Origin of the sequence: Anoxybacteroides voinovskiense, assembly GCF_014196205.1 — a bacterium.
Classification (GTDB): Bacteria; Bacillota; Bacilli; order Bacillales; family Anoxybacillaceae; genus Anoxybacteroides; species Anoxybacteroides voinovskiense.
The window spans coordinates 1-25,558 of record NZ_JACIDE010000015.1 but is presented as its reverse complement, the minus strand read 5'-3'; the positions used below and the strand labels follow the sequence as shown (position 1 = coordinate 25,558).

General features: G+C 41.6%; 17 protein-coding genes and 1 pseudogene. All 18 read left to right on the top strand.

Features of this window, described 5'->3' with window-relative positions; all coding sequences use genetic code 11:
* Positions 1 to 40: 40 nt before the first annotated feature.
* The 18 genes and pseudogenes from GGR02_RS10750 (at position 41) to GGR02_RS17570 (ending at position 25,556) form a co-directional block, all read left to right on the top strand.
* Complete coding sequence (locus tag GGR02_RS10750) at positions 41 to 190, top strand: hypothetical protein (protein WP_183184771.1); 150 nt, start codon at positions 41 to 43, stop codon at positions 188 to 190.
* Between the two features lie 254 nt (positions 191 to 444).
* Positions 445 to 2,391, top strand: a complete 1,947-nt coding sequence (locus GGR02_RS10745) for a MotA/TolQ/ExbB proton channel family protein (RefSeq protein ID WP_221210811.1) — start codon at positions 445 to 447, stop codon at positions 2,389 to 2,391.
* A complete protein-coding gene (locus GGR02_RS10740; protein ID WP_183184769.1) occupies positions 2,388 to 3,059 on the top strand; it encodes an OmpA/MotB family protein in 672 nt (223 codons plus the stop codon). The genes GGR02_RS10745 and GGR02_RS10740 overlap by 4 nt, the downstream gene beginning before the upstream one ends.
* The gene (locus GGR02_RS10735; RefSeq protein WP_183184767.1) at positions 3,056 to 4,333 is read left to right on the top strand and encodes a hypothetical protein; all 1,278 of its coding nucleotides are present in this window, start codon (positions 3,056 to 3,058) and stop codon (positions 4,331 to 4,333) included. The genes GGR02_RS10740 and GGR02_RS10735 overlap by 4 nt, the downstream gene beginning before the upstream one ends.
* Complete coding sequence (locus GGR02_RS10730; RefSeq protein ID WP_183184765.1) at positions 4,278 to 6,887, top strand: DEAD/DEAH box helicase; 2,610 nt, start codon at positions 4,278 to 4,280, stop codon at positions 6,885 to 6,887. Before GGR02_RS10735 ends, GGR02_RS10730 begins: the two co-directional genes overlap by 56 nt.
* A gap of 436 nt (positions 6,888 to 7,323) precedes the next feature.
* Positions 7,324 to 7,845 (top strand): hypothetical protein, encoded by a 522-nt coding sequence (locus GGR02_RS10725; RefSeq protein ID WP_229706251.1) that lies wholly within the window; start codon positions 7,324 to 7,326, stop codon positions 7,843 to 7,845.
* Positions 7,846 to 8,027: 182 nt separating this feature from the next.
* Positions 8,028 to 9,185 (top strand): ImmA/IrrE family metallo-endopeptidase, encoded by a 1,158-nt coding sequence (locus GGR02_RS10720; protein ID WP_183184764.1) that lies wholly within the window; start codon positions 8,028 to 8,030, stop codon positions 9,183 to 9,185.
* Complete coding sequence (locus tag GGR02_RS10715; protein ID WP_183184762.1) at positions 9,182 to 9,685, top strand: DUF4411 family protein; 504 nt, start codon at positions 9,182 to 9,184, stop codon at positions 9,683 to 9,685. Before GGR02_RS10720 ends, GGR02_RS10715 begins: the two co-directional genes overlap by 4 nt.
* Before the next feature lie 484 nt (positions 9,686 to 10,169).
* Positions 10,170 to 15,083 (top strand): AAA domain-containing protein, encoded by a 4,914-nt coding sequence (locus GGR02_RS10710; RefSeq protein WP_183184760.1) that lies wholly within the window; start codon positions 10,170 to 10,172, stop codon positions 15,081 to 15,083.
* A 283-nt stretch (positions 15,084 to 15,366) separates the two neighbouring features.
* On the top strand, positions 15,367 to 17,679 hold the full coding sequence (locus tag GGR02_RS10705) for a UvrD-helicase domain-containing protein (RefSeq protein ID WP_229706253.1): 2,313 nt from the start codon (positions 15,367 to 15,369) through the stop codon (positions 17,677 to 17,679).
* Positions 17,672 to 20,179, top strand: coding sequence for a hypothetical protein (locus tag GGR02_RS10700; RefSeq protein ID WP_229706255.1), 2,508 nt, complete (start codon positions 17,672 to 17,674; stop codon positions 20,177 to 20,179). Before GGR02_RS10705 ends, GGR02_RS10700 begins: the two co-directional genes overlap by 8 nt.
* A complete protein-coding gene (locus GGR02_RS10695; RefSeq protein WP_229706257.1) occupies positions 20,154 to 21,833 on the top strand; it encodes a UvrD-helicase domain-containing protein in 1,680 nt (559 codons plus the stop codon). The genes GGR02_RS10700 and GGR02_RS10695 overlap by 26 nt, the downstream gene beginning before the upstream one ends.
* Positions 21,834 to 21,845: 12 nt before the next feature.
* Positions 21,846 to 22,037 (top strand): annotated as a pseudogene (locus GGR02_RS17575) (YdbC family protein); the annotation flags it as partial.
* A gap of 391 nt (positions 22,038 to 22,428) precedes the next feature.
* Positions 22,429 to 24,105, top strand: a complete 1,677-nt coding sequence (locus GGR02_RS10685) for a DUF262 domain-containing protein (protein ID WP_183184754.1) — start codon at positions 22,429 to 22,431, stop codon at positions 24,103 to 24,105.
* A gap of 25 nt (positions 24,106 to 24,130) precedes the next feature.
* Positions 24,131 to 24,409 carry a type II toxin-antitoxin system HicB family antitoxin gene (locus GGR02_RS10680; RefSeq protein ID WP_183184752.1) on the top strand — a complete coding sequence of 93 codons (279 nt, stop codon included), beginning with the start codon at positions 24,131 to 24,133 and terminating at the stop codon, positions 24,407 to 24,409.
* A 255-nt stretch (positions 24,410 to 24,664) separates the two neighbouring features.
* Entirely contained in the window at positions 24,665 to 24,901 is a 237-nt protein-coding gene (locus GGR02_RS10675; protein WP_183184750.1) for a hypothetical protein, read from the top strand.
* Positions 24,902 to 24,912: 11 nt separating this feature from the next.
* Positions 24,913 to 25,077 (top strand): DUF7226 domain-containing protein, encoded by a 165-nt coding sequence (locus GGR02_RS10670; protein ID WP_458294262.1) that lies wholly within the window; start codon positions 24,913 to 24,915, stop codon positions 25,075 to 25,077.
* A gap of 38 nt (positions 25,078 to 25,115) precedes the next feature.
* Positions 25,116 to 25,556 (top strand): hypothetical protein, encoded by a 441-nt coding sequence (locus GGR02_RS17570; RefSeq protein WP_260175072.1) that lies wholly within the window; start codon positions 25,116 to 25,118, stop codon positions 25,554 to 25,556.
* Positions 25,557 to 25,558 lie beyond the last annotated feature (2 nt).

The following is a 25,558-nucleotide window of genomic DNA, read 5'->3' as shown; positions in this document are numbered from 1 at the left end:
ACATGTAACAGGGATTTAAGCATGAGGAGGAATAGAAAGGATGCTAGCATTGGCTCAAATAGAATATATCAAATTTTTGCGAGAAGAAAAAGGGTTATCCATTGCAAAACAATTAAAGGTAAATTGGCGGACGGTGAAAAAAAGCGAACAGTGCACTGTCACTGTTCGCTCGAAGAATAAGCCTTTCTGACATCTAATCGTCAGAAAGGCTGAATTTTTTTATCATCATAATACGTGCTTGACAAGCGATACATTTTTCTGAATAAGAAGTTGCAAAAATGATTGATTTACTTGCTTTTTTTCGCGACATCCTTTTTTCACGCCGAATTGTTACGAAATACCAAGCTTACGTTTCTAAAAAATATTAACTTCTACGAAAAGAACAGGTACAATAATGGTGTTACGAATCTACTAAACAAACTGAAAGAACGAAGGTGAGAAGCGTTGTATACTGTTTTTGAGCATTTGTTTTCACTTATTAATAAAATAGGAAATAAAGGGTTTACGGATATTTTTCTTTATTTTCAGTTGTTCTTGTTTATTTCCATGATTATTTTTCAGTTTGTGAGAATTAAAAAAGAAATCAATGTAATGAATTATTTGAAGCCGAAGCTCATGGAATTTACTCGTTCCGTCGGTGTGGCTCCTAATGAAATCGATCAAGCGCTAAACGCTCTTTTTGCAAATGTGAAAAAATCAAAATATAAAGAGTTGTGGGAGCGTTATTATGAACGGGTGTCGCAAAAAAATGAGGATGAGCGTATCAACGTGGAGCCGTTTTTTGGATTCGATGTGATGCATTATCACATGGGATATCGCCATTTAATGGATATGGGAGCGGGCATTCATGTGAGTATCGGGGTGCTTGGTACGTTTGTTGGTCTATCTGTTGGGCTTTCTGAGTTGCATGTTGGGGATACAGAATCGTTGCGCTCTGGAATCGGAAGTTTGTTAGATGGGATGAAAGTAGCGTTTTATACATCAGTATGGGGAGTTTTTTTGTCGTTATTATGGACAGTATTTGATCGGTGGGTCAGTAGCCGTCTTGACAAATCCATTGACTGGCATTCAGAGAAGCTCGATTTTTTATTAAGTACAGATGATGAGGAACTATTTTTAAATCGCCTAGAGAAAATTTCGCGAAATCAAGCAGACCATTTAAAAACGTTGTTAACAGATGCATTGGAAAGAGCGATGCAGCCGGTGGTAGCGACGATTCAACATTCACAAGGAAATATACAGTCGGCATTTGGTCAATTAACCGACCAGTTCGCCAAATTGCAAATGGGAGTGGAAAATCAGTCTAAATTGCTTGAGTCACAAATCGAACTGACAAAAAATACGAGCCACGATGTGACGAATCGATTAGTTGATCAAATTACAGGTGGGACGCAGCAATCGATTACGCAATTTACTACACTTGTTCAAGACGCACAAAGCCTCCAACAACAAATGATGACAACGGTTGAGAGATTAATTGAAAACTTTGCAAGCACGGAAAAGAGCCAAGCAACCACGCTAGAACGCACAGAAAAAATGTTTGAACAATTTGCGAAAATGGCCGTTGAATTAGAAGGAATGCGAAATCATTATAAAGAAACAGCAAGTGTCATGGAGAATTTAGGATTGACGTTCCAACATATTCAACAAATGACAAAAGAACAACTTCCTGTGCAACATGAAGTCATAAAAAGCAACCAAGTATTAGCGGAGAAATATAGCGACTTAACCGAAGGATTTAAGCAATTTAATGCTCAGTTAGAGGCAAAGTATGAAACGCTCCTTCAACAAATCGTGACGACTTCGGACTCTTTATCACATTCATTCAAAGAAATGGCCGAACGCTTTGAACGCTCGCTTGTCACGCAGCAAAAGACACTACAAGAATCAGAGGTTCTTTTAACCAATATTCAGTCGGTTGTTTCTGTGTTGACGCCTTTAGCTCCAGAGTTGAAGGATGTAGCTGGAGATATTGGGCGTTTACAAGAGCAGCTGTTACATATGCAGAAGACACAAAATGAGTTGTTGCCTGAGCTTGTGCATCTAAGAAAACAAACGAACGAAACGGTAGAACATGCATTGCAAACAACGAAAATGTATATGCAAGACATAACAAAGCAGCTAAGTGTACTTAAAGAAAATTGGACAACGACGAAAGAACAATTCACAAAAATAACAGATGCGTTGCGTTTGTCGATGAAAGATTTTGCTGAAAACGTTGATAATGGTTTAAGCAAAACATACCATCATTTCGATGAGACGCTAACAAAAGCGGTGCAAGAAGTAAGCAATCTTGTTTATCAATTTAGTGAAGTGCAATCAGAGTTCATTGATACGTTTGAGGAAGTGGCAGAACATCTAGGTAAAATGAAAGCAGGGGCTTCATCATGAGGTACAGAAAAAGAGGAGAGGTAAACTATTGGATGTCTTATGCTGATTTAATGAGTGCAATGCTTATGGTCTTTGCACTGTTGCTAACGCTTGTTATTCTTGATTATCGTGAGCTACTTGAAAAGAAAGAGAAACAAATTAAAGAAGTAGTTAGCGTGAAAACAGAAATCATCCAAGCGTTAACGGAAGAATTTAAAAAATCAAATATGTCCATAGAAATCGATCAACAAACAGGAGCGATTCGTTTCCCAGGAAGCGTGTTGTTTAAAACGAATTCCTCGGAAATTTCCGAGGAAGGGAAAGCGTTTCTCAAAAAATTTATTCCAAAATATATGGGAATTTTATTGCAAGATCGATTCAAAAACGAAATTTCTAGTATTATCATTGAGGGACATACAGACAAACAAGGGTCTTATATGTATAATATGTCTTTATCTCAGGCAAGGGCGTATTCTGTTTTGGCATATATTTATAGCGATCAATTTCCGAACTTTAAAGAGCGTGAATTGTCCAAGAAATATATCACGGCAAATGGGAGAAGCTTTAGCAGTCCATTGACCAATGAGAAAGGACAATATGACCCTGAACGTTCACGACGAGTAGAATTTTTATTCCGTCTAAAAGAGGATGAAGCCATTAAAGCTATCGAAAAGTTGGTGAACGAATGAGATATGAGTATAAACCGTCTTTATTGCAAGGGTGGCTGCGCGAAAAACGGCAGCCACTTTTAGAAAAGAAAATAGAAAATAGTAATGAAAAATATCGTGGGTTATTAGAGCAATTGAAAGAAAAGTTCCAAAGTGAATCGTTTCAGTCAGAAGTAGAATTCATTCGCTGGGCAAATAAATTATCAAGACGAGAAAAACTGCTTTTGCCTAACTTATATGATGAAAAATTACCAGAAGGTATAAAAAAAGCGATGATTCACGTGTTTCAACAAACAGCGAAAAACGAACGTCGGCTGTTTCGTGTCATGGTGGATGTTGTGTATCAAACGTGCAATTTGGATGAGCTATGGAAAGTCTTAAAATATTCTTATGCCTATCACAAAGAGAAACTTGAAAAAAGAATGGAAGAGAAACAAGCGAAAAAATGGCGACAATTTTTAGTGAGTAAAGATCCAATTTTGTATTTAGCAACAGAAGCATATGGGAGCGAAAAAGGAATTTTAGAGGAGTTAGAAACATTTTATTTAAAGAAAAACTTCCCACTCTTTAAATTAGTGCTAATGGAAATTTTTAATTTAGCGGATGAACAGTTTTTTCTTCAAGAACAAGCACTTTATCAAGAACTGTTTATCTCAGCAACAAATGAAGAGCAACAAAAAATGGCTCATCAGCTCATTAACAAGTGTAAGTTGAATCACGTTAAACCGTTAGGGAAGCTTATATTTGAAAAGTTGAAAACATATAGAAGAAAGCCGATGTTGTGGCGGTATGTAGGGGAGGAAGAAAAACGGCGCTTTGCTCAATGGATATTGAAGTTAGAAATGAAGGACTTCTTTGGGGATGTAGACCAAAACCATGAGCGATACCGATATTGGAAAAAATTTATTAGTAAGTTAGAAGATGTTGTCGTCACGGACGGGCGTTCGACGCTTATTATGTATTTTTCGGACGTTGTTATTATGGAAGTGTTAGGAACAGGTGCGGTGTACATTTACCATTCTGCTGTTTTTCAAAAACATTTTCAGCCTAAAATTGACCGAATGTTAGCGGAAAGAGAAAAGTATAGCCATTCTTGGATGAAGCCGAGGGAGGTAAAACGGAGTGAACTAATGAACAAAGATTTGACACTCCCTGGGGGATGGCTAATTCATAACGGGGATTGGCAGCATAAGTTTGATGCATGGCTTCGTCGTGAACTTGGTTGGGAGGTAAGAAGAGATGTTCTTCTTCAAAAAGAAGCAGAAAGAAATGAGGGCGATTTTGACGCCGACTGAGGACGGGATTCATCTGTCGTTTCAAGTGCAAGATGGGAAAACGGTTTGTGATGTTCATCTTCCATTATCTAAAGAGGACATTGAAACGTATTATCGATATAACGGCTTCCAACAATATGTAGCGTGGGAAGAACTGTTCGATGCAGGGTTGCTCGTCGACTCGATCTTACCGTATGACCATTATTACGAGCTGTTGCGCGATGAACAAGGACGAGAAACGTTGCGCACGTTATCGTTGCCTATAGAAGAAACAGAAGTCGATGGACAGTTATTATTACAGTCTTTACCGCAAGAGGCTCAGTTAACGTTGCGATTGTTTGATAAAAGCGGACGGAATTTAGATCGAATTGGTAGGCCGATTGGTGCTTTTTATTGCGTGAAAGACGAATTATATTTACTTCCAGAGAAAGTATATCATTTAAAGAAAGCCCTTTCGCAAAGTTACGAATCAGGATATCAAAAAGTTGGGATTTGTCAACAACTCGCAAAAGAAGCAGGCATCCAATTAGAACATTTCCTTGAAAACGAAACGTATCATGTGGTTGATCAATATGATTTAGACATTAAAGTGCATAGTCATGATTATATTGAGCTAGTTCCTGTTGGAAGAAATGAGCTAGAAACGATGTATTTAAATCAACCGTTACTTGAAAAAGGGTTTAAAAACGGAGAGAAAAGAGAACGCTTTGTTCGTACTCCGCGTGTTCACGAAGATTTAGTTCACTTGAGTCAAAAACGGCATATTTTTGGGGAAGAGGTGCCGTTATTTTTTGAGAACCCTGCTGCGGTATTGCCTGAGCATGAGTACTTAATTGATTTAGAGAAATTTTCCGATCGTGTGAAAGGAATTATACCGATTGAGCGGGTTCGACCAACTTTTCACGAGAGTAACGGGTTAAAATGGTTTGATGAAACGAGCGGCATGCAAGTTCCTTATGACGTAGAATTTTTAAAAGAATTAATGCTTAAGCATCCTTATCAGCAATACGTGGAATATAACGGGAAGTGGATCTATTTAGATCCTACTCTTCGTAGGAAGTTGCTTGAATTGCCACAAGATGTTGATGAGCCTTTGAAACGTCATTTTATGCTTGACATAAAAGATAATGAAGAAGAATTGGAATATAAAGTCGATATTGCTAAACAAGAAATATTTTATGATTACTCCATTCCAAACGGGTTAAATGCAACTTTGTTTGCTCATCAAGTGGAAGGGTTTCGCTGGCTTTGTAGTTTGGCAGAGCAATGGCGAGGGGGATTGCTTGCGGATGATATGGGGCTTGGAAAAACGATTCAAGTCATCACATTTTTATTACACCAGAAAAGTAAAAGTAAGTTAAGCCCGACTTTATTAGTTCTTCCCATCGCCTTAATTGAGAATTGGATCGAAGAGATCAATAAATTTGCCCCAGAATTGATGAATAAGTTGTATGTTCATAAAGGTGGTCAGAGAATTAAATCGGCTGAACTCATTTCGCAATTCGACATTGTCATCACGAGCTACGATACATTAAAGATTGACCAATTGTTATTAGGGAAGATTAAATTTCAAGCGATCATTTGTGACGAGGCGCAAAATATTAAATCACACACGAGCCAACGTTCGCGGGCGATTCGAGCGATGCAAGCTCAGTTTAGATTAGCGATGACAGGGACGCCGGTAGAAAATAGTTTGGATGAGCTTTGGGCGATTATGGACTTTGTTCAGCCGGGGGCGTTGGGATCGTTAAAAGAATTTCGCGCAAAATTCGTGGAAACGATGGATTATGACGGATTATTAAAAGCGCTTCAGCCTTATTATTTACGTCGGACAAAACAACAAATTTTAGACGATCGTTTACCGAAAAAATATGTGACTGAACCATTTTATGTGGAAGCATCGCCGATTCAACAAGATATTGCATCATCCATGCTGGCGACAAAAGAAATGGGACACATCGCTATTTTAAATATGTTAATGAGATTGCGACAATTGTATGGACACCCAGGTGCAATCATCTCACAATATGAAAATCTCTCATATAAAGAAGTCCCTAAGTTAAAGCAAACGATTGAAATCATTGAAAAAATCAAGGAGAAAAACGAGAAAGTTATTATTTTTACTGAGTTTCGCAAATTGCACTTTATTTTAAAACGTTTATTTATGAGTATGTATGGTATTTCTGTTCCGGTGATTGATGGGGATACCCCGAATCGACAAGAAGTTGTCCGACGTTTCAATCAGCTGCCTGGCTTTGGGATTATGATTTTATCTCCTAAAGCCGCTGGTGTAGGACTAACGATAACAAGTGCAAATCATGTCATTCACTATACGAGATGGTGGAACCCAGCTATTGAAAACCAAGCGACAGACCGTGTGTATCGTATTGGTCAACAAAAAGATGTCTATGTATATCACATTATCACAACAGATAAGAAAAATTTTCCAAATGGTACAGTGGAAGAGTTAATGCATGAACTGTTAGAAAGCAAGCGAGATTTAGCGGAAAATGTCATCGTTCCATTTAATGTATCGGAAATTCAACAAAAAATTGTTGAGCAGATGGTATCGTGAGTAAAGGTTTCCAGGCCATTTTTTCTATATAAGTTGCAATAAAGAATTTCCGATTTTTCGTTTCCGTTTTCATCTCAATACGAGCTGATATGGTATAACGTGATAGGTAATCGGCTGGATGTAAAACAAAATTTCAACTTAATATATATCCCTTGTTTGTAACTATATGAAGCATGCTGACATGAATGCGGAGTAGTGAAAGACGCAATAGGTAGATGAGGGAGATGTCTTGCAAGATTATGGTGTGAAAAGCAAGGCGGAATAGTGTGTATGATGCAGTTTGTTTTCATGAAAAGGATGTCCTTGGGATGTCGATGAATCAAGCGAACTATCAACCTACAAAAATCGCATTTTCCACTCCATCGAGCGCCTTTTTCCACGGCGCTCGTTTTATTTTGCGCAAAATTTTCGCTAGAAAATCGATCTTGAATTCCACGTGCTTGATTTATCACAGTTTATGGTAAAATGGAAGAAATACCGCCGCGAAATTAAGCGAGCACCGGAATGGCCGTGGCTAACGATGCTGTCGGCAGTAGATAATCGAACAAAGGTGGTGGATGAAGAAATGTTGCGTGAATTAGAAGAATTGGCACGGAGTGAACGAGAAATTTTAGAAGCGTTGGAAGAATGGGAAAGTTTAAGCGTGGATCCGGAAAATCGCTACGCATACGAAATGCGGCTCAAATGGCTGCTTGATCAATTAACGAACATCCGAAGCGAGCGCGAGGCGATTGAAGAAGGCTGGAAAAAAGGACTAGAGCAAGGGAAAGAAGAAGGATTGAAAGAAGGATTGAAAGAGGGATTGAAAAAGGGTATGGAAAAGGGCATGAAAGAAGGCATGAAACACCTCGTTCGTGCGATGGCGAAAAAAGGAATGAATGCGAAAGACATTGCCCATTTGACGGATTTACCGGAAGAAGAAGTTCGTGAGTTATTGAAAGGAGAATGGATGCGATGAAGGAGAGCGAGGGAGCTCTCCTTGTTTTTTATTGCGCAAGCAGGATGAGAGGATTAGGTGGATTGTATAGTAAAAAGACCCAAATATCAATATGCTACAAAATCTTGACTCAATCTCATAAATTCCCTCCCTTCTCCTTTTCCAGCATTTGTGGCATACTATATGTAAGAGGGGGGAACATGATGACGAAGGTTGAGGTAAAACCGAGTGTTTTGCAATGGGCGATGAAACGTGCGGATCGTTTGGATAAGCTGAAAGATCAGTTTCCTCATATCGATAAATGGATTAGCCAGGAGAGCCAACCGACGTTGAAGCAACTCGAAAAGCTTGCGAAAGCGACGTCTATCCCTCTTGGTTATTTCTTTCTTCCGAGTCCGCCAGAGGAGAGGTTGAGCATTCCCCATTATCGTACGGTGAAGGATGAAGGGAGCGCGCAGCCGAGTCCAAATCTTTTGGAAACGGTTCAAACGATGGAGAGACGGCAACAATGGATGCGCGATTATTTAATTCGATTAGGCAACCAACCTCTGGATTATGTAGGCCGTGCGAACTTATCAACCAATCCAAAACTCGTTGCCCAAAATATGAGAAAAACGTTAGGGTTAGAAAATGATTGGGCATCGAGGCAGCCGAATTGGCAGGAAGCTTTACGAAATCTTATTAAAAAAATTGAAGATATTGGGATTATCGTGGTCATTAACGGAGTAGTCGGCAATAATACGCATCGGAAATTAGATGTTGCTGAGTTTCGCGGCTTCGTCCTTATTGATGACTATGCTCCCTTAATATTTGTGAATGGGAGAGATGGGAAGGCCGCACAAATGTTTACATTGGCGCACGAACTTGCCCATGTTTGGTATGGGACGAGCGCTGCGTTCGATTTAGCCAATCTTCAACCTGCTGATATTAAAATTGAAAGTATGTGTAACGAAGCTGCAGCGGAGTTTCTTGCCCCTGAAGACGAATTGCTTCGTTTATGGAGGCGTGTCGGCACGTCAGAGGATCGTTTTAAACAAATCGCCCGTCATTTTAAAATCAGTGAAATTGTGGCCGCCCGCAGAGCTCTAGACTTAAAACTGATTACAAAAGAAGAGTTCTTTTTGTTTTATGAAGCGTATATTAAACGGCTCCGACAAGAGGCGGAAGAAACGAAAACGGATGGTGGGGGCAACTTTTATGCTATTCAAAATATGCGCGTTGGCCGCCGTTTTGCTGAAGCGGTGATACGAGCTGCAAAGGAAGGGACGATCCTTTACCGTGAAGCCTATCGATTGACGGGGCTATCCGGAACCACTTTCGATAAGTTCGCTGAATATGTCGATGGCGGGAGATTTGTATGAGCTCTAACTATACGTTTGTGATTGATACGAGTGTTTTCATTGAAGCTTATAAGCGGTATTATTCTTTTGACATCGCTCCTTCCTTCTGGAACGCTTTAGTTCAGCATGCGGAAAACGGCCACATCATCAGCATTGACCGCGTGAAACAGGAAATGAATAGTTTCCATAAAGAAGATGAATTGAGCAAATGGGCGAATGAACATTTTGCTGGATGGTTTGAACCGACGGATAAGCCGGAGGTTATTAGCACATATGGGCACATTATAACCTGGGCCGTTCAGCAAGACCAATATCATGATGCAGCTAAAAGTGAGTTTGCAAGCGCTGCGGATAGCTGGTTAATCGCTTTCGCAAAAACATACAATTTTACAGTCGTGACACATGAGCAATTTGACCCCAATTCCAAAAGGCGAATCCTCATTCCGAATGTTTGTCGCGCATTCAACGTGCCCTACACGGATACTTTTAATATGCTACGCTGCTTAGGTGTTAAATTTTAGTATCATGTGTATTCCGTCCTTTTTGTACTGGAGAATTTGCAAAAATAATAGATTAGAAGTGTGGCCCAACTGTTCTTAGAGTAACAATGTGTAGATTGCTTTTTTCGTCAGCGGCCGAATCAGCTATAACAGAATTCGAGATGCCGCAAGGCGAGTGGCGCGATTGTTATGAAATGGTCGGTAAGTTAATGTAGTGTTTTTTTCACCATCTTCTTATTGCTGAGGAAATTTTCTTCATTTCCTCAGCTTTATTATTGTTTAGTGGGCATCGCCTATTTGCCTCTGTCGATTGAACGCTTCTTTAAGATTACGTTAGGTCACGCCGATTGGTTTGGTAATTATTTCCTTACTCATGGAGTATATATAGGTGATATATATAGGTGGTTTTAGGTGTGTGGCAGTTTTTTCGTTTACAAGTCGCGCAAATGGTGAAAGATGTTTATAATGGAGATGTTCTATTGGAAAGATGAGATGGGGTGAATGTATGGGTGTCAACAAGATCGAGCGTCTTTTTCAGTATCTCATTGAACTAAGTAATCAAGGAAGTAAGGTAATTCGCCGGTATCGTGAATATAACGATTTTTACATATGGGATGCAGAGTTTTTTAAGCTGGATAATTGTACCATATTTCCAAGCGAACCTCATGATGTGTGGCTAGAAGTAAGAAAGGTACATATTGACAAAAAGGAGGAAATTCCGCCGTCGCCTCCGGAGCTGCTACAAGGGTGGCTTGAAGATAATTATAACGATTGGAAGCTTGAAACAGTCCGTGTTAAACCAATCCGCGTTATCGTGGAAGAGGATGGTGAACGAGAAGAACGTTTTACGGACGATCTCAATCGGCAGCGGATGTATGAAACGTGGCTTGCGGAATGGAAAAACTGGAGAGCACATCTAGCACGTAAGAAACAAGAAAAGAAAACGTACGAAGACTTTTTTCAAGTGTACCAACGTTTTGAGCGCGAAGGGGAGCGGTTAGAGCTCGTCTTTGGTGCAGGGATGCTCACGTGGAGAAAAGAGGAAAATATTGAGCATCCGATTGTGACGGTGCGAATGGAGTTAGAGTTTTTAGCGGAAAAAGGCATATTCCACGTCAAGCCAGCAACTAACGGCATACAGGCGGAATTGGAAGCATTAAGCGGCTTTGCTATTCCAAATGCGCCACAAATTCAAGACATGGCAGATCAATGGCGAGAGATGGAACTGACGAAGGATATCTTTCATGTACTAGATGAGTCGTTTGCTAAGCTTGTCCATTTGCTTGATGCTAACGGGGAGTATGTTCGAGATACTCGCATCCCACTTTCTACTGGGGATGCCCCAAAGCTGTATCAACGCTTCTTATTTATGGTGCGCCCAAAAGATCAGCGCGTGCTAAAGCGGGATTTGCGCATGATTTTGCAAGGGATTCAAGCAGGAACGCTCGAGGTGCCCCTTGCGATTCAATCGCTTGTTGGGGAAGAGGTCGCCGCTATTCCGACTGATGCCGACGAATGGAAACAAGCACAAAAAGACTTGTTTTTTCCGCTTCCTGCAAACGAAGATCAAAAAGAAATTGCCAGACGTATCGCCGTTTCTTACGGCGTAAGCGTGCAGGGACCACCAGGGACAGGAAAATCACATACGATTGCCAATTTAGTGTCCCACCTACTTGCGCATGGAAAAAAAGTGTTGATTACGAGCCAAAAAGAAAGTCCGCTTCGCGTATTACGCGACAAAATTCCAAAGGACATTCAAAGCTTATGCGTTCCGGTACTTGGCGGTAGCCGTGATTCGTTGCAGGAAATGGAAAATTCTATCCATTCCATCTCAGAAAAGCTAGGAAATGTCGATATCAAGCAATTGGTTAAAGATATCGAACAGGCGAAACAGGAGCTAGAGAATAGCCGTCGACGGGAAGCGCAATATCGAACAGAGTTGCGTCGTCTGGCGCTGAAAGAACACGAAACGATCGATTGGGCTGGAAAAGTGATTTTTCGCGCGGACGCGGCGCGTATGCTGCAAAATCCGCCCGTTCCGTATGCTTGGATTGCCGATGATATCGCAATCGAGCGCGCGGCGCCGATGTCGGAGGAACAGTTTGCGGAGCTTTGGCGATTGAGGGGGGAACTAACTCCAACCGATTACCGCCTTTTGTTGTACGAATTGCCAGAGCGTCAATCAATTCTTTCAACGGAAGATTTTCACACGCTTTTAGCCGAAGGGGATGCGTTGGCCGAACGGGTGAAAGAAGGAGAAACCGACTTTTCCGTTCCATTGCCAAAAGAAGTGTTGCATGAGGCGATAGCTGTACTGAACTATATTTTAGCAGGGGGACATTTGTTTGAACGGCCGCTTTATCGCGCAATACTGCAAGATGTTGATAGCGGCGGTGTGCGCAAGGAAATTTGGGAGCAGTTTGCTTCTGATGTCAAGCAGACGATTGAGTCGTTGCTTCTTTCTTATAAACAATTAAGTGATTATGCCATCACTCCTCCTACGAAGCCGTTATTTGCGTTCAAACAAGACGTCATGAAAGCGAAAGAAGCGCTACAACAAAGGAAAACGGGAGCGATTTACTTTTTACTAAAAGGAAAAGATGTCAAGTATTTATTTAAGGAACCGGTGCTTAACAACAAGCCGGTCGAAACGGTGCAAGAGTTTGAAATCATCGAACAATACATCGCGGCGCAAGAAGAAAAAGAGCGGCTCATTCGAAAATGGAACAATATGATGGAACCGCTTGGGGGAACACACATTGAGGATAGCCCGACTGTGATTAGCCAAATGGATAATGAATTAGCAGTTATTCATCAAGTGTTTGAAATGGTGCGGAAGATAGACCAGCTTCGCTTAATGTTCAAAGAAGTCGCTGCCTCTATGTCTTTAAAATGGGAGGAACTGTCGACATATAATCTCCTCCGCCAAGCGGTCAACCAGGAGATTCGTAAATGTGAGCTGCGTGAGTGGCAGGAAAAATATGAAGGAATTCAAGTAGAACTGAAGCAACGAATGAAGCAGCATAACGCCCATCAAATATGGGAACAGTTGTTACAAGCGCTACAAACAAAAGACATACTTGCTTGGAAAGAAACACTTGAGAACCTTGATCGCCTGCAAGAAGCGAAACAAAAAGCGGCACGACTCGAATCGCTGCTTACTACGATGAAGAACGCTGCACCAAAAACGGCGCAATGGATCGAAAGTCTGTTAGGGCAAGATGAGCCGATGCCAGCATCGTTTCATGTAGCTTGGAGGTTCAAGGCTCTTCACACATGGCTCCATGAATTGGATCATTTTGATTCGGTGGAACTGGAAAACGCCATAAAACAGGAGCAACGTACTCAGCAAAAGCTTATTCAACAAATCGTTGCGGACTCGAGCTGGAAATATCAACTTGAAAGCATAACGGAAGAACAAAAACGGGCCTTGTTCGCTTGGAAAAAGTATATTAGGCGCTATGGAAAAGGAACAGGGAAAAACGCGGCGATGTATTTGCGGGAAGCGCAGCAAGAAATGGCGAAATGCCAAGGGGCGATTCCAGTTTGGATTATGCCGATTCAGCAAGTGTTAGAGAATTTTCCGGTCACGAATGAAAAGTTCGACGTCGTGATTGTCGATGAAAGTAGCCAATGCAATATTCTTGCTCTTCCTGTGTTGCTTCGCGCTAAACGCGTCATCGTCGTCGGGGATGACGAACAAATCAGCCCGTATGATTTAGGCGTGAAGTCCGAAGATGTCACGAACCTCGTTCAGCAATATTTGCAAGGCATTCCAAATGCGAGATTATTTGATTTGCAAACGTCGTTATACGATATAGCCGACCAAACTTTCCCGAAATCAGGACGGCTCATGCTAAAAGAGCACTTCCGTTGCGTGCCGGAAATTATTCAGTTTTCTAACGATTTAAGCTACAACGGCAACATGATTCCTCTTCGTTTGCCGACCAAGGAAGAAATGTTGACGCCACCCGTTATGGCGATTCGCGTTGTAGACGGCTATTGCTCGGATGGAACAGAGGCGATTAACAGACCGGAAGCGGAAAAAATTGTTCAGGATATCGCTGCGTTATTAGAAGACCCAGCATACGACGGTCAGACAATTGGTGTGATAGCGTTACAAGGAAATAAACAGCACGAGCTTATTGAAACGCTTTTACGCAATACAATCGGTGAGCAAGCAATTATCACACGAAAAATTCGCTGTGGCAACGCCTACGCGTTCCAAGGGGATGAGCGCGATATTATGTTCTTGTCGATGGTCGTCGCGCCGAATCGCCGCTTCCAATCGCTTACGAAGAAAAACTTCCAGCAAATTTTTAACGTCGCTGCAAGCCGCGCACGCAATCAAATGCGCCTCTATCATTCGGTGGGATTAGAAGACTTGAAACCCGAGGATTTGCGGCATCGTTTGCTTTCATATTGTTTAAATCCAGCGCGCATGCAAGAGGAGATGAAAGAGTTAGAGCAAATGTGTGATTCTCCATTTGAAGTGGAAGTGCTTCGCCGCATTCGCGCACGGGGATTCCGTGTCATTCCGCAAATGAAAGTAGCAGGACGGCGCATTGACCTCGTGGTGGAGGGGATGCGTAATCGTTTGGCAGTGGAATGCGATGGGGAAAAATTCCATGGGATTGAGAAGTGGGAAGCGGATATGGAGCGGCAGTATATGTTAGAGCGGATTGGCTGGACGTTTTGGCGTGTACGCGGTCGCGACTTTTACCGCGATCCCGATCGCGCTCTTGAAGGTCTGTGGGTTAAATTAGAGGAAATGGGGATTGAGCCTTATGAGGTGCAGTCGCTTGGTAATATTTCTTCGATAAATGAAGAGACTAGGCACGAAACACTAAGCCAGTCTACCCTTTATCAAGTTGCGTCCGACAACCAAGAGGTCCAACCTTTCAATGGGCAAGCAGGTGTTCGTGATTTTACCGTTCAAGAGAAGGCGATGGGCGATGTCAGTTCTTTCGAAATGACGCCTTCCATTCGAGGACGGAAAGATTTTAATGATAACTCAACAGTAGAGCTGCAAACTGTTCACACTGATTCTCGGAATGAAGCAGCTGCCGTTTTAGTGAACGTCAAACCAACGCCTGAACTAAAGTCCACTAAAGTACGGACGGTTGACAAGATGTCTATAAACACGGGAAAAGTTGAGGTAGTAGGTGCCCGTTTTAGTGATGAATGGGAGTTGATCGACGGCAGCAATATTGTCGATTATTTGCGGTTCAAAGGATTGGAAGTACTCGACAATCGAGAAAACAACGGAGCACTTTGGGTGCTAGGAAACGAGGAACTGGAAGATCTATTAAGCCCATTAAAATCGCATCGTATCACTTTTCGTTATTCACCGAACGGTGCTCAAGTAACTGTATACCGCCCCGCTTGGTATTGGGCAGGGGAAGATTGGGAAATGTAAGGGGAAGGAGGTTAGCCCTCTTATCACTCGAACGATGCACAAGGCACGTTGGTGCTTCACCGACGTGCCTATTTAATTTGCTAAAAAATGTTACGGATGAAATCTAGAATAGTTCACCTATTTTTTAGAAATCGCGTTATAATGTATGATGGATGAGAATAATTAGGAGTGTTGTGGAGCCATGGACAGCGCGAAGTATTCTTTGTTGATTTTTTCACCTGACCTTCATCTATCGTGTCTTCAACAGATCTGTCAGTATGTTCAAAGTGGACGAAAAGTATATGTGCTGACATTTGACGATCCGGAACTATTACTGGAAAATCCTGTTCTTCAAGAAGCGTATCAAAAAGAATTGTTGTACATATCGCTTGTACGCTATTCGCCAGAATGGGCAGAACGTCCGCAGTTTATTGAAGATGGTCGTGTGGATGATTCGAAGTTATTAGACTATTTGGCACAAAACAGTTCGTTCAATAAAGAACAATATTTGCTAGAACACGATGATACGAACAGCCATTGCATTGTGAAAGCAGGTGCAGGTACGGGAAAAACGACAACGATGATTAACCGTCTTATGTTTCTTAAGCATATCGATCCTTCTTTCGATTTGCGTACCGCGGTCATGATTACTTTCACGAACGAAGCGGCGGCACATATGCGGGCAAAGCTGTTGCAAAAGCTAAAAAACTATTATGATATGACGAAAGATCGGAAGTATTTAGAGTGGATGGAACAAATCGATAGCATGACGATTGGAACAATCCATTCGTTTGCCCGCAAGTTCCTTGTGTCAGAAGGACAGGCGCTCGGCTTTTCCCGCACGATGAAAATTCGCTCATATAAGCATGAGCGGCAGAGAGCGATTGAAAAATATATTGACCAATTTTCCCGTGAGCAACCAGAGATATACGATCGGTTTCGCCACATTCCTCATTATCAAATCATTCGTTCGCTGAACGAGATGATTGAACAAATTCAACATAAATCAATGTCCTCCGAACGAGTACAAACACTTGATTTTGGCAGCGATATTTACCAGTTTCACGCGCTTGCCGATTATGTAATCAAACGTGTTATTCGTGAACTCGACGAGCGAAAACAAGCAGAAGAAACATTAGAAATGGGCGATTTAATTAGCCGCCTAGCGTGGCTTTCTGATCTCCCTTCCGATGCATTGACACTTGATATTCGTTATTTGTTTATCGATGAGATGCAAGATACAGATGAGGTGCAAGTAGCGTTTATCAGTTGGCTTGTCGAAAAATATGGCTGTCAGCTGTTTGCGGTGGGGGACGTCAAACAAAGCATTTACCGATTCAGAGGTGCCGACTATACCGCCTTTTCTCAATTACAACAACGCCTTGAAGCAATAGGAGCTTCGTATCGCTTGTATGCTTTGCAGAAAAATTACCGCTCAACCCAAATTCTGCTTCGGCAATTGAACACGTTGTTTCGAAAATGGCCACATGTCGTGGAAAAATTTTTGTTTGACTACACAGATGAGTTGCTTCCTGGACGCGAAGGTCAAGAGGACGAAGAAGGGCTAGTGGCACTGGAATTAGATGATGTGTCGCTCAACTATTTGCTTTCTCGCCTCCAAGGGAAAAATATCGCAGTGCTTGTCCGCTCCAACCGTGAAGTGCTTGAGACGGTCAAACGGATTGAGCATATCGGATTCTTTTGCGATGCGGTCGTTTCAGGTGCTTTCTATCGCTCATTGCCTGTTCGTGAATTTTATTTGCTCATTCGCCGATTGACCCATCCGAAAGTAGCGAAAGACCGGTATTTGTTTCACCAAAGTTCTTATGGAGAAAACGACCTAACGATTGCTCGCGTGCTCTCCGCTTATTCTGCAGAGAAGCAGTTTATTCTAGAATTGCTCGAGCCGTTTGATCGGTCTGTCGATGAAAACTACAATTGGAATACGGAAGCAGCGCTTGATGTGCTGCAAAAAATCATTGCGGACGTCAAGCCGCATGAAGTGTTCCGGCTCCGCTACTATGCGCATTTGCGGAGGCGGTTTCCAGATGGAGATATGGAGTTACAGAAAAAAGAGGCGGTTGCCAAAATGAAAGAATACAAGATGAACCTAGAGCGGCTCTTGTATTTGTTGAAAAGAGAGCTCGGCGGCTTTCGCGCTACCTTATATGATATCGAAGCGTTTTTGGCAGTAAAAATGGCAACGGATGCAACAGAAAACGAAGAGAAATTAGAAGAAGAGGAAGTAACTCACCGCATTAAGGTGATGACCGTGCATAAGGCAAAAGGACTTGAGTTTGATTATGTCATCTTGCCGTTGACGAAAAGCAATTTTACGAAACAAGGGATGACTGATGTACTTTTCACTCCTCACAGTGCTAGATGGCGTGTCGGTTATTATATCAATTGGAATGGGGTTGAATTGCAAAATAGCCACTATAAAGAGCATATAGGGACAGAAAAGCAAGAAATAGCAGCAGAAGAAGCAAGGTTGTTATATGTCGCTTTAACACGAGCAAAAAGGGCGGTGTATGTTAATAGTTCTTCGCCAATGAGTCAATACACGGTGAAATGTTGGGATGACTTGCTCGAAAGTGGGGAGATGCTGCATGTTTAAAGTGAAATATTACAAGCATACAAAAAAGTTTTATGAACAGTTTCGAATGAAAAGTGGAGAAATTCATATTGCACAAAGTGCCGCTTTTGCCGACTATTTAAGCAGTATTGGTGGCCAAGCAAATTGCGTTTGGTCGTATCCGTCGTTTATTGAGGCGTTGTTTCCCAAGTGGCATCATCCTTACACGGAAGTGTATATACGATCGCTCATTCGCGATTACGTGCATCGCCATGCGCTGGAGGAAAAGGTCGCGTACTTGGAGAAGAGGCTTGATGATTTTTATGCAGCCGTCCGTTTTTTGGCAGAAATCGGGCCATTTTCTTTATCTCCTCTTCCTTCGTTAAAGTTAAACGAGGAGCAGAGGTTTTTCATTGGCATGATGGAAACATTACGCTCTGATAACGTCTTATTAGAATATTGGAAAGCGCGCGCCCACCTTTCGCGAAAAAGCGTAGCGGAAGCGTTAGGTCTTGAGAATGAAGCTCATGTGATTTGCATCCATCATATTGATTATATTGATGCTCCTAAAATGATGCTATTTTATTTACTTGCACAAGTTGGGTTTGACATCGTTTTTTACATTCCGTTTAACCCAGAGGCACCAAACTTATACAAAACGTGGCGTGACATTTATCGGCATGTGAGCAATGATGAAGGAAATTGGGAGTGCGTAGAGGCTTCTCAGCCACTAAGAGGGGCGAAGTTTGCCCAATACGTCGATGCTTCTTTTCCGCTTTCCGATGATCCGTTCCACGACATTCATTTTCTTTCATTCGCTCACCCGACCGATTTAAAAACATATTTGGAGCGTTATCCGATCGAAAAAGAGCGGCATGAGGTGTTGGCGACTTACGAAGAAGAGTTGAACGTGTATGTCGGTTGCCATCAAAACTCTCATTTTTATGCGAGTCGATACGGAAAATTTTTTCTATCGTTGCAAAGATGTAAAAAAACAGAGGCGGGCGTTCTTTTGACGTATGACGATTATGTGAACATGATGACCTCCGGATGGGTGCATTATGGAGAAATTGACGGAGCTCAAGCGCTCGCATTGTTGCTTGATTTGCGTGACTACATGGAAGGCATAGCGACATTTGCGGACATTATGGATCGGTTGCAATCACTCATTAATCTGCAAGAAGTAAGCGCTGCTTTCGATGAGGTCGCGAAAGAACAGGCGGGTCGCCATCGGGTCAAGCAATATTTGAGTAATCCGTTCCGCAGCTTTTCATACGTCCATCGTTCTCGATACGACATCACTATTAAGCAGCTAATGGAGTGTACGAAAGACTTAGCGCGCAAAGTGCAGCGTTTGTTACTAGGGGAGCGAGAGAAGAGAAATGTTCGCGCGTATTTTCGTGAATTAGAGCAAGTGTATGATTCTGTGAAAACACAATGGGACGCAAAGTCCCAAATGAAGATGGAGATGCTCTTTTCGCTTTCGATACCGGAGCATTGGGAGTTTGCGAAAGAAGAAATGCACTTGTTTCTTTCCCTCCATTTCGGAGCGAAGGAGCCTAAGCACGATAAAATTTTGAATTTCGATCAGTTAGTGGGCAAGGCATTGAGTGCGAAACATGTGCATCTGACGGGCATGTCATTTCAACTGTTTCCATGGAAAACGCCGGAACTGCCAAGCGTGCTGACGTATACGTGGATGAAAGAATGCATTCGTCGCTCGTTTATCGGCTTGAATCAAACGATGCGGATTAATGCTTTGCTAGTCGATTATTATTCGCGGCATGCAGCTAACAGCACGGCTGTATACGCTCTATACCACTTATTAGCGTTTGGAAATGAAACGGTCACGCTTAGTTATATCCAAAATTGGCGGGAACATGATGGACCGAGCATTTATTTTACTATATTGCAAGAATTATATGGTTTGAAGGAAACGACGTTTGCGGAAGAAGATGGGGAGTTTTCTTGGGAAGTTCCAGCAATCGAGGAGCCGTCGTTTTCTGTAGAACCGCTTCGACACCTTCCTGATTTGTTATGGCTTGACAGCGATTTTTGCAAGCGAAAGTTCTTTTTGAACGCGTTGATTGAACATCATCCCGTTTATGAAAACGACTTCCATCAACAACAAGCGTTTTCGATTATCGGTCGCCTTCTCAGCGAACAAGGGGAAGGAGAAGCGTTGTTCCGCGAAACGATATTTCCACTATTTCCGCAATGGACGAATGCGTTCAAACAAAATTTGCTCGATACGTCGGGAATTTCCGGATTACGAGTCTATAAGCAATACGAAAACGTCTATTATCCGAAGGCGATGAAATATCTTCAGCGTTTGAAAAGCAGGTATCTTGTCACGAAAAATTGGAAGGCGAGATATCAGTATGATCATGATACGTTTAAAGAGGATGAGCATATTCGCGAGTGGATCGACCATGTCGGCATCTATGAAGTGGAAGCAGAGAGCGGTGCGCATTGCCGTATGTGCCCATTTCTTCACGTGTGTAAGGATGGTGAGTATGTCATTGATGCAGCCAACAATTAATCTTCATAAAAAGCGGCTTGACTTTGCGAAAAAATCGGCAAGGGCATGGCAGAATTATTTTGACGCTCACGGCCTTTTGCCGAATATTACGTTGAGCGCGGAACAAATTTCCGTTGTGCAGCAAGAAGAAGAACAAATGTTAATTAACGGGTCGGCGGGCAGCGGCAAAAGTTTAACGCTATTGTATAAATTGCTGAAAGTGATGGAACAGGAAAATGACCCACGGCGCATTTTATATTGTTCGTTCAATACGACGCTCATTGAAGATGCACGAAAACGAGTTGCACAATCGCAGCGATTCCATGAAATGAAAGACAAGCATACGCTTCATATGACAACGTTTCATAACATGGCTGCTGAACTGTTAAGAGAAATAGGTTTTAAAAATGCTGAGTTTTTGCGAGTAAATTTACAAAATATACGCCGATACGAGGATGCAATTATTCGTCGTACAATCGCTCTCGTTGATTCATTTATGGATAGCGATGAATATCAACAACTGCCGCCTGAGCAAAAACTTTATAAAACACACGTGGGAACGTTTTTAATGGACGAAATTCTTTGGATGAAAGCGAATGGTTTTATTACGGAGCAGTCATACTACGATTGCGAGCGTTCCGGCCGAGGGAACAATCCGCGTTTAACAAAAGAGCAGCGACGTACAATTTTTCATTTATACAAACAATATCAAGAGTTGTTGAAAAAACAGTTTCATAATTATTTAGATTTAGAAGATTACGCGTTGTTACTTTTGAAACATTTAGAAGATATTCCAGAGTCGTTAAAGTATGATTATATTTTTGTTGATGAGGTACAAGATTTGCAGGCGATGCAGTTGAAGGCACTCATCGGGCTTGTAAAAAAATCGATTGTCGTTTCTGGCGATCCGAAACAGCGTATTTACAGACGCAGCCCGTTTTCGTACCGTGAATTAGGCTTGCACATTGAAGGGCGGAAAACAAGGAATTTGCGGACAAACTATCGCTCGACAAAAGAAATTATGAAGCTGGCGAGCAGTCTGCAGTTCCTAGATGAAGAAAATGATCGCTTCGATGACCAGCGATTCGTACGTGAAGGGAAGAAACCTAGTATTTATTACTTCCCGCATGCGAAGGAATTGAACCATCATCTCATCCGCCAAGTGAAAGACATTCATCGCCACGATCCGGAAGCGACAATCGCGGTCATCCATCGGCATGACGCGGATGGTCATCTCATTCGTCAATGTCCTGTTTTCCAGGAGCTCAATCGCAATTTTGACGTTGTGACGGTCTCGCAATATGGCAAGCGATTTGATTTGAATAAACAAAAAAAGCCGATCTTTTTCACTGATGCGTTCAGCGTCAAAGGGTTGGAATTTGATTACGTCTTTTTAATTCATTTTGACCGTGAACATTATCCGAATAAAAAGAGAATCGAGGATTTGAACAAAAGAGCGGGCGACAATAAAAACAGCGACAGCTACAACGCCGATTACGACGCGATATTAAACGATGAAAAGAAAGTGTTGTATGTTGCGGTGACGCGAGCGAAAAAAGAGGTACAACTGATGTACACAGGGAGAACGTTCCGCAGCATTTCACCGTTTGTGCGCGATTTTTACCGAGCGGATTATGACGCTTTTGGCTTCGATTCAGTGATTTATTCGAAATAGGGGTGAAGTGCCGTGTCTAAAATTCAATTTGAAATTAAACAAAAAATTGCCGTCTTGTCGGAGTCAACGAAGGGATGGAGCAAAGAGCTTAATTTAATTAGCTGGAACGGCTATCCGGCGAAATTTGATATACGGGATTGGGATGCAGCTCATGAGAAAATGGGAAAAGGGGTTACGTTGACGGAGGCAGAGCTTAAGGCGCTGTACCACGCTTTGCAGCGCTGGTTTGAAGGGGAAAATGAGGGGCAAGTTGTTTCTTGGCATGAGCCATTAGAGCGGTGGGCACAGCATTCTCCGCTGTTCATCCAGCAGTTGAAAAATATTTTGTTATATTTGCAAGAGCGCCAATACCCGCTGGAGAAACAAAGACAGCTGCTGTATGCTACCGTTTTTCCTGAGTTTGAAGAGGCACTCCGTTATGAAATAGAAACTATTCGTAGCATACACGAAGTCGAGTATGCCGAATTTGTCCAATTGCTTCGAACATTAAAACCGGAACAGGTGGAGCAGTTTTTTGTGACATTGAAACAGTAGGTGTATCAAGAAAACGGGTTCAAACACTGTTTTCTAAATTCTTAACAATGAGGTATATACGATGACATATGGAAAAATAGATGCCGATAAAAGAGTATTACAGAAAATTTTCTCCCCAGATTTTTGGTTTGTTATACCCGAATACCAACGTTCCTATGTTTGGCAATCGGAAAATATACAGGATCTAATTGACGATTTGTATTACGCATTTATGAATAAGCGCGATAGCGAGTATTTTCTTGGATCGCTTGTGTTAAAGCGAACCAAAAACAAAGACTTTGCGGAATATGAAGTGTTAGATGGGCAGCAGCGGTTAACCACATTCTTTTTAATGTTTGCTGTTTTAAGAGATTTGCTAGAAGAACGAGCGTTTAAAAATAACCTTCAGCAGAAAATTTATCAAGAAGCTGATGAACTCGATATGGTACCTGAAAGGCAACGTATTACCTACCAGATTAGGGATCAAGTAGAAGATTTTATAAAGAAATATGTTATTGCTTTAGATGGAACTACGTTAATTGATGAATTGAAAGTAGAAAAAGAAAAAGATAATGTATCAATTTCCAATATGGCTAATGCGATACTTGTATTAAGAGAGCAGCTAGAAGATAAAGAAGAACTAGGAGAATTTGTTAAGTTTATTTTTAATAAAGCGCTGGTTATTTACGTATCAACGGATAATACGGAAGATGCGTTTAGGATGTTTACAATATTAAATGATAGAGGTATCCCTTTAACGAGCGCAGATATTCTTAAATCAATGAACATCGGGCAATTGCATAATGAAAAAGAAATAAAAAAGTATGCGAAATATTGGGAAGAGATCGAGGGGCGTTTTGGAGAGGGATTTGATCGTTTTCTAAACTTCGTCAGAACAATTATCGTAAAAGAGAAAGCGAGAACAAATTTATTGGAAGAATTTGAGGAAAAGATTTATAAAGCTGGGAAGCTGACGCAAGGAAAAGAAACGCTGGATTTTATTAAACAGTATGATGAAGTGTACGAAAATGTCATCGAATTAGCTGACAATGAGTTGAGTAACGCATTTAAAAATCTCATTACTATTATGAAGATAGGATTCCGTTCAGAGGACTGGATACCTCCTGTCATGTATTATTACGCTAAGTTTAAAACAAATAAGATAGATGAATTTTTACGGAAGTTGGAATTTAAGTTTGCTGGTGATTGGATTTCTGGGGTAAATTCAACTCCGAGATTAGAAGCGATGAATAATATTTTAAAAGCCATTGAACAAACGGATGTGTCTAATGTGAATGATTTAATAAATAATGATGACATTTTTTCAGTGGATGTGGAGGAGTTTAAGCGACAGATTAGCGGTAACGTGTACAAAAAGCAATATGCAAAGTATTTGTTGTTAAAGATGGAGTATTTATTGGGGGATAATACTGTTCATTTATCTGGTTATAAAAACATAAGTGTGGAGCATATTTTGCCGCAAAATCCGGATAAGAATAGTCAATGGGCACAAGATTTCACAGAGGACGAGAGAGCGTATTGGACAGATAAAATTGCTAACCTTGTCCTCATTAGCAAGAGAAAAAATAGTTCGTTAAGCAACTTAGATTTTAAGCAGAAAAAGGAACGTTACTTAAAAGGACATATGGACGTTTTCAAAGGAAGCAAAGTATTTATTGACCAGAAAGACGAGTGGACACCAAAGGTTTTAGAAGAACGCCAGCGACAAATAATCGATTTGTTGGCAAGATGTCCATGAACAATGAACCACTGGAGGATAATAAATGGCTGTATATCAATTTTACGCAATCATTCAAAAAGATGAAGAGGACGATGGCTATATCGTCACGTTTCCGGATTTGGACAACTGCTTTACCTACGGAGAAACGTTGGTGGAGGCTGTAGAGATGGCAGAGGATGTATTGTTGACAGTGCTCGACTATATGGAAGAAATAGGGGAGGACATTCCTATTGCTTCTTCTGTCGAAAAGTTAAAGGAACTGTTGCCTAGCGGCGCCAGCCTTGTAAATATTGAGATTGATACACATATAAACGTGAAATAATTTACTCGTGTTTTCACGGAGTGGTTGTCGTATCCAAAAAACAGAAGTCGCGGGGCTTCTGTTTTTTGGTATCAAAGAGTCTTAAATAACCACTTCTTAGACAATCTGTTCTTGGCGTAATCGGTTGGCATACTGTTCGCAAAAAAACAGCTCGACGTGGCATAAGGGGTGACCTAGTTGTTTTTTATGGTAATTATTGTAACATAAATTGCTCAACTACTGAAAATAATTTATCGAGGGAAGAGGAGGAAAGTGATGAGACTTTATAAATTCACCGAATTATCTGACGATGCTAAAAGGGTGGCTGCTGAAGGCTATGTGGAAGATGCTCGCGCCTTTGGATTTGACCCAACAGTAACTTTAGAAGAAGCATATGAGATTTTGGCCAATCCATGGGAACGGCACCGATACGATGTGGAAGGTGTTTTGCAAGGAAAAGTAAGATGTTATGGAAAAGGGGAAGTGCACTTTGAAAAAACGGGGATGTATTAGTAACCTACGACGTGTATGACGAATATATGCGCAACGGACAAACCGTGTCGAAAGACTTCGTCGTGGAAAAAATGAAACAACACGACCTATACGGTATCGCCTCCGAATCGACATTCCAACGAAGAGCAAGCACCATCATCGGCTGGGTCAAATGGATTGGCGACTTGCCGGAGTGAGAACGGGGAGAGGTGCTGTTTGCCCATTCGGGAAAAGAATGACGCAACCTACAAAAAATCGCATTTTCCACTCCATCGAGCGCCTTTTTCCACGGCGCTCGTTTTGTTTTGCGCAAGATTTTCGCTGGAAAATCGATCTTGAATTCCACGTGCTTGATTTATCACAGTTTATGGTAAAATGGAAGAAATACCGCCGCGAAATTAAGCGAGCACCGGAATGGCCGTGGTTGACGATGCTGTCGGCAGTAGATAATCGAACAAAGGTGGTGGATGAAGAAATGTTGCATGAATTGGAAGAATTGGCACGGAGTGAACAAGAAATTTTAGAAGCGTTGGAAGAGTGGGAAAGTTTAAGCGTGGATCCGGAAAATCGCTACGCATACGAATGTAAATTATCATTTTATCCCCGAATAAAACGCCTTCTTTTTTGCAAATTCCTTCGGAATGTCCCCCTCCCCTTTTCTGAAACAGTATGCTAAAT

Bases quoted from the DNA above. Each gene is read 5' to 3' on its own strand.
- GGR02_RS10740 (WP_183184769.1), top strand. From the start codon at position 2,388: ATGAGGTACAGAAAAAGAGGAGAGGTAAACTATTGGATGTCTTATGCT.
- GGR02_RS10720 (WP_183184764.1), top strand. From the start codon at position 8,028: ATGACGAAGGTTGAGGTAAAACCGAGTGTTTTGCAATGGGCGATGAAA.
- GGR02_RS10735 (WP_183184767.1), top strand. From the start codon at position 3,056: ATGAGATATGAGTATAAACCGTCTTTATTGCAAGGGTGGCTGCGCGAA.
- GGR02_RS10750 (WP_183184771.1), top strand. From the start codon at position 41: ATGCTAGCATTGGCTCAAATAGAATATATCAAATTTTTGCGAGAAGAA.
- GGR02_RS10695 (WP_229706257.1), top strand. From the start codon at position 20,154: ATGTCATTGATGCAGCCAACAATTAATCTTCATAAAAAGCGGCTTGAC.
- GGR02_RS10710 (WP_183184760.1), top strand. From the start codon at position 10,170: ATGGGTGTCAACAAGATCGAGCGTCTTTTTCAGTATCTCATTGAACTA.
- GGR02_RS10730 (WP_183184765.1), top strand. From the start codon at position 4,278: ATGTTCTTCTTCAAAAAGAAGCAGAAAGAAATGAGGGCGATTTTGACG.
- GGR02_RS10700 (WP_229706255.1), top strand. From the start codon at position 17,672: ATGTTTAAAGTGAAATATTACAAGCATACAAAAAAGTTTTATGAACAG.
- GGR02_RS10680 (WP_183184752.1), top strand. From the start codon at position 24,131: ATGGCTGTATATCAATTTTACGCAATCATTCAAAAAGATGAAGAGGAC.
- GGR02_RS10685 (WP_183184754.1), top strand. From the start codon at position 22,429: ATGACATATGGAAAAATAGATGCCGATAAAAGAGTATTACAGAAAATT.
- GGR02_RS10675 (WP_183184750.1), top strand. From the start codon at position 24,665: ATGAGACTTTATAAATTCACCGAATTATCTGACGATGCTAAAAGGGTG.
- GGR02_RS10715 (WP_183184762.1), top strand. From the start codon at position 9,182: ATGAGCTCTAACTATACGTTTGTGATTGATACGAGTGTTTTCATTGAA.
- GGR02_RS17570 (WP_260175072.1), top strand. From the start codon at position 25,116: ATGACGCAACCTACAAAAAATCGCATTTTCCACTCCATCGAGCGCCTT.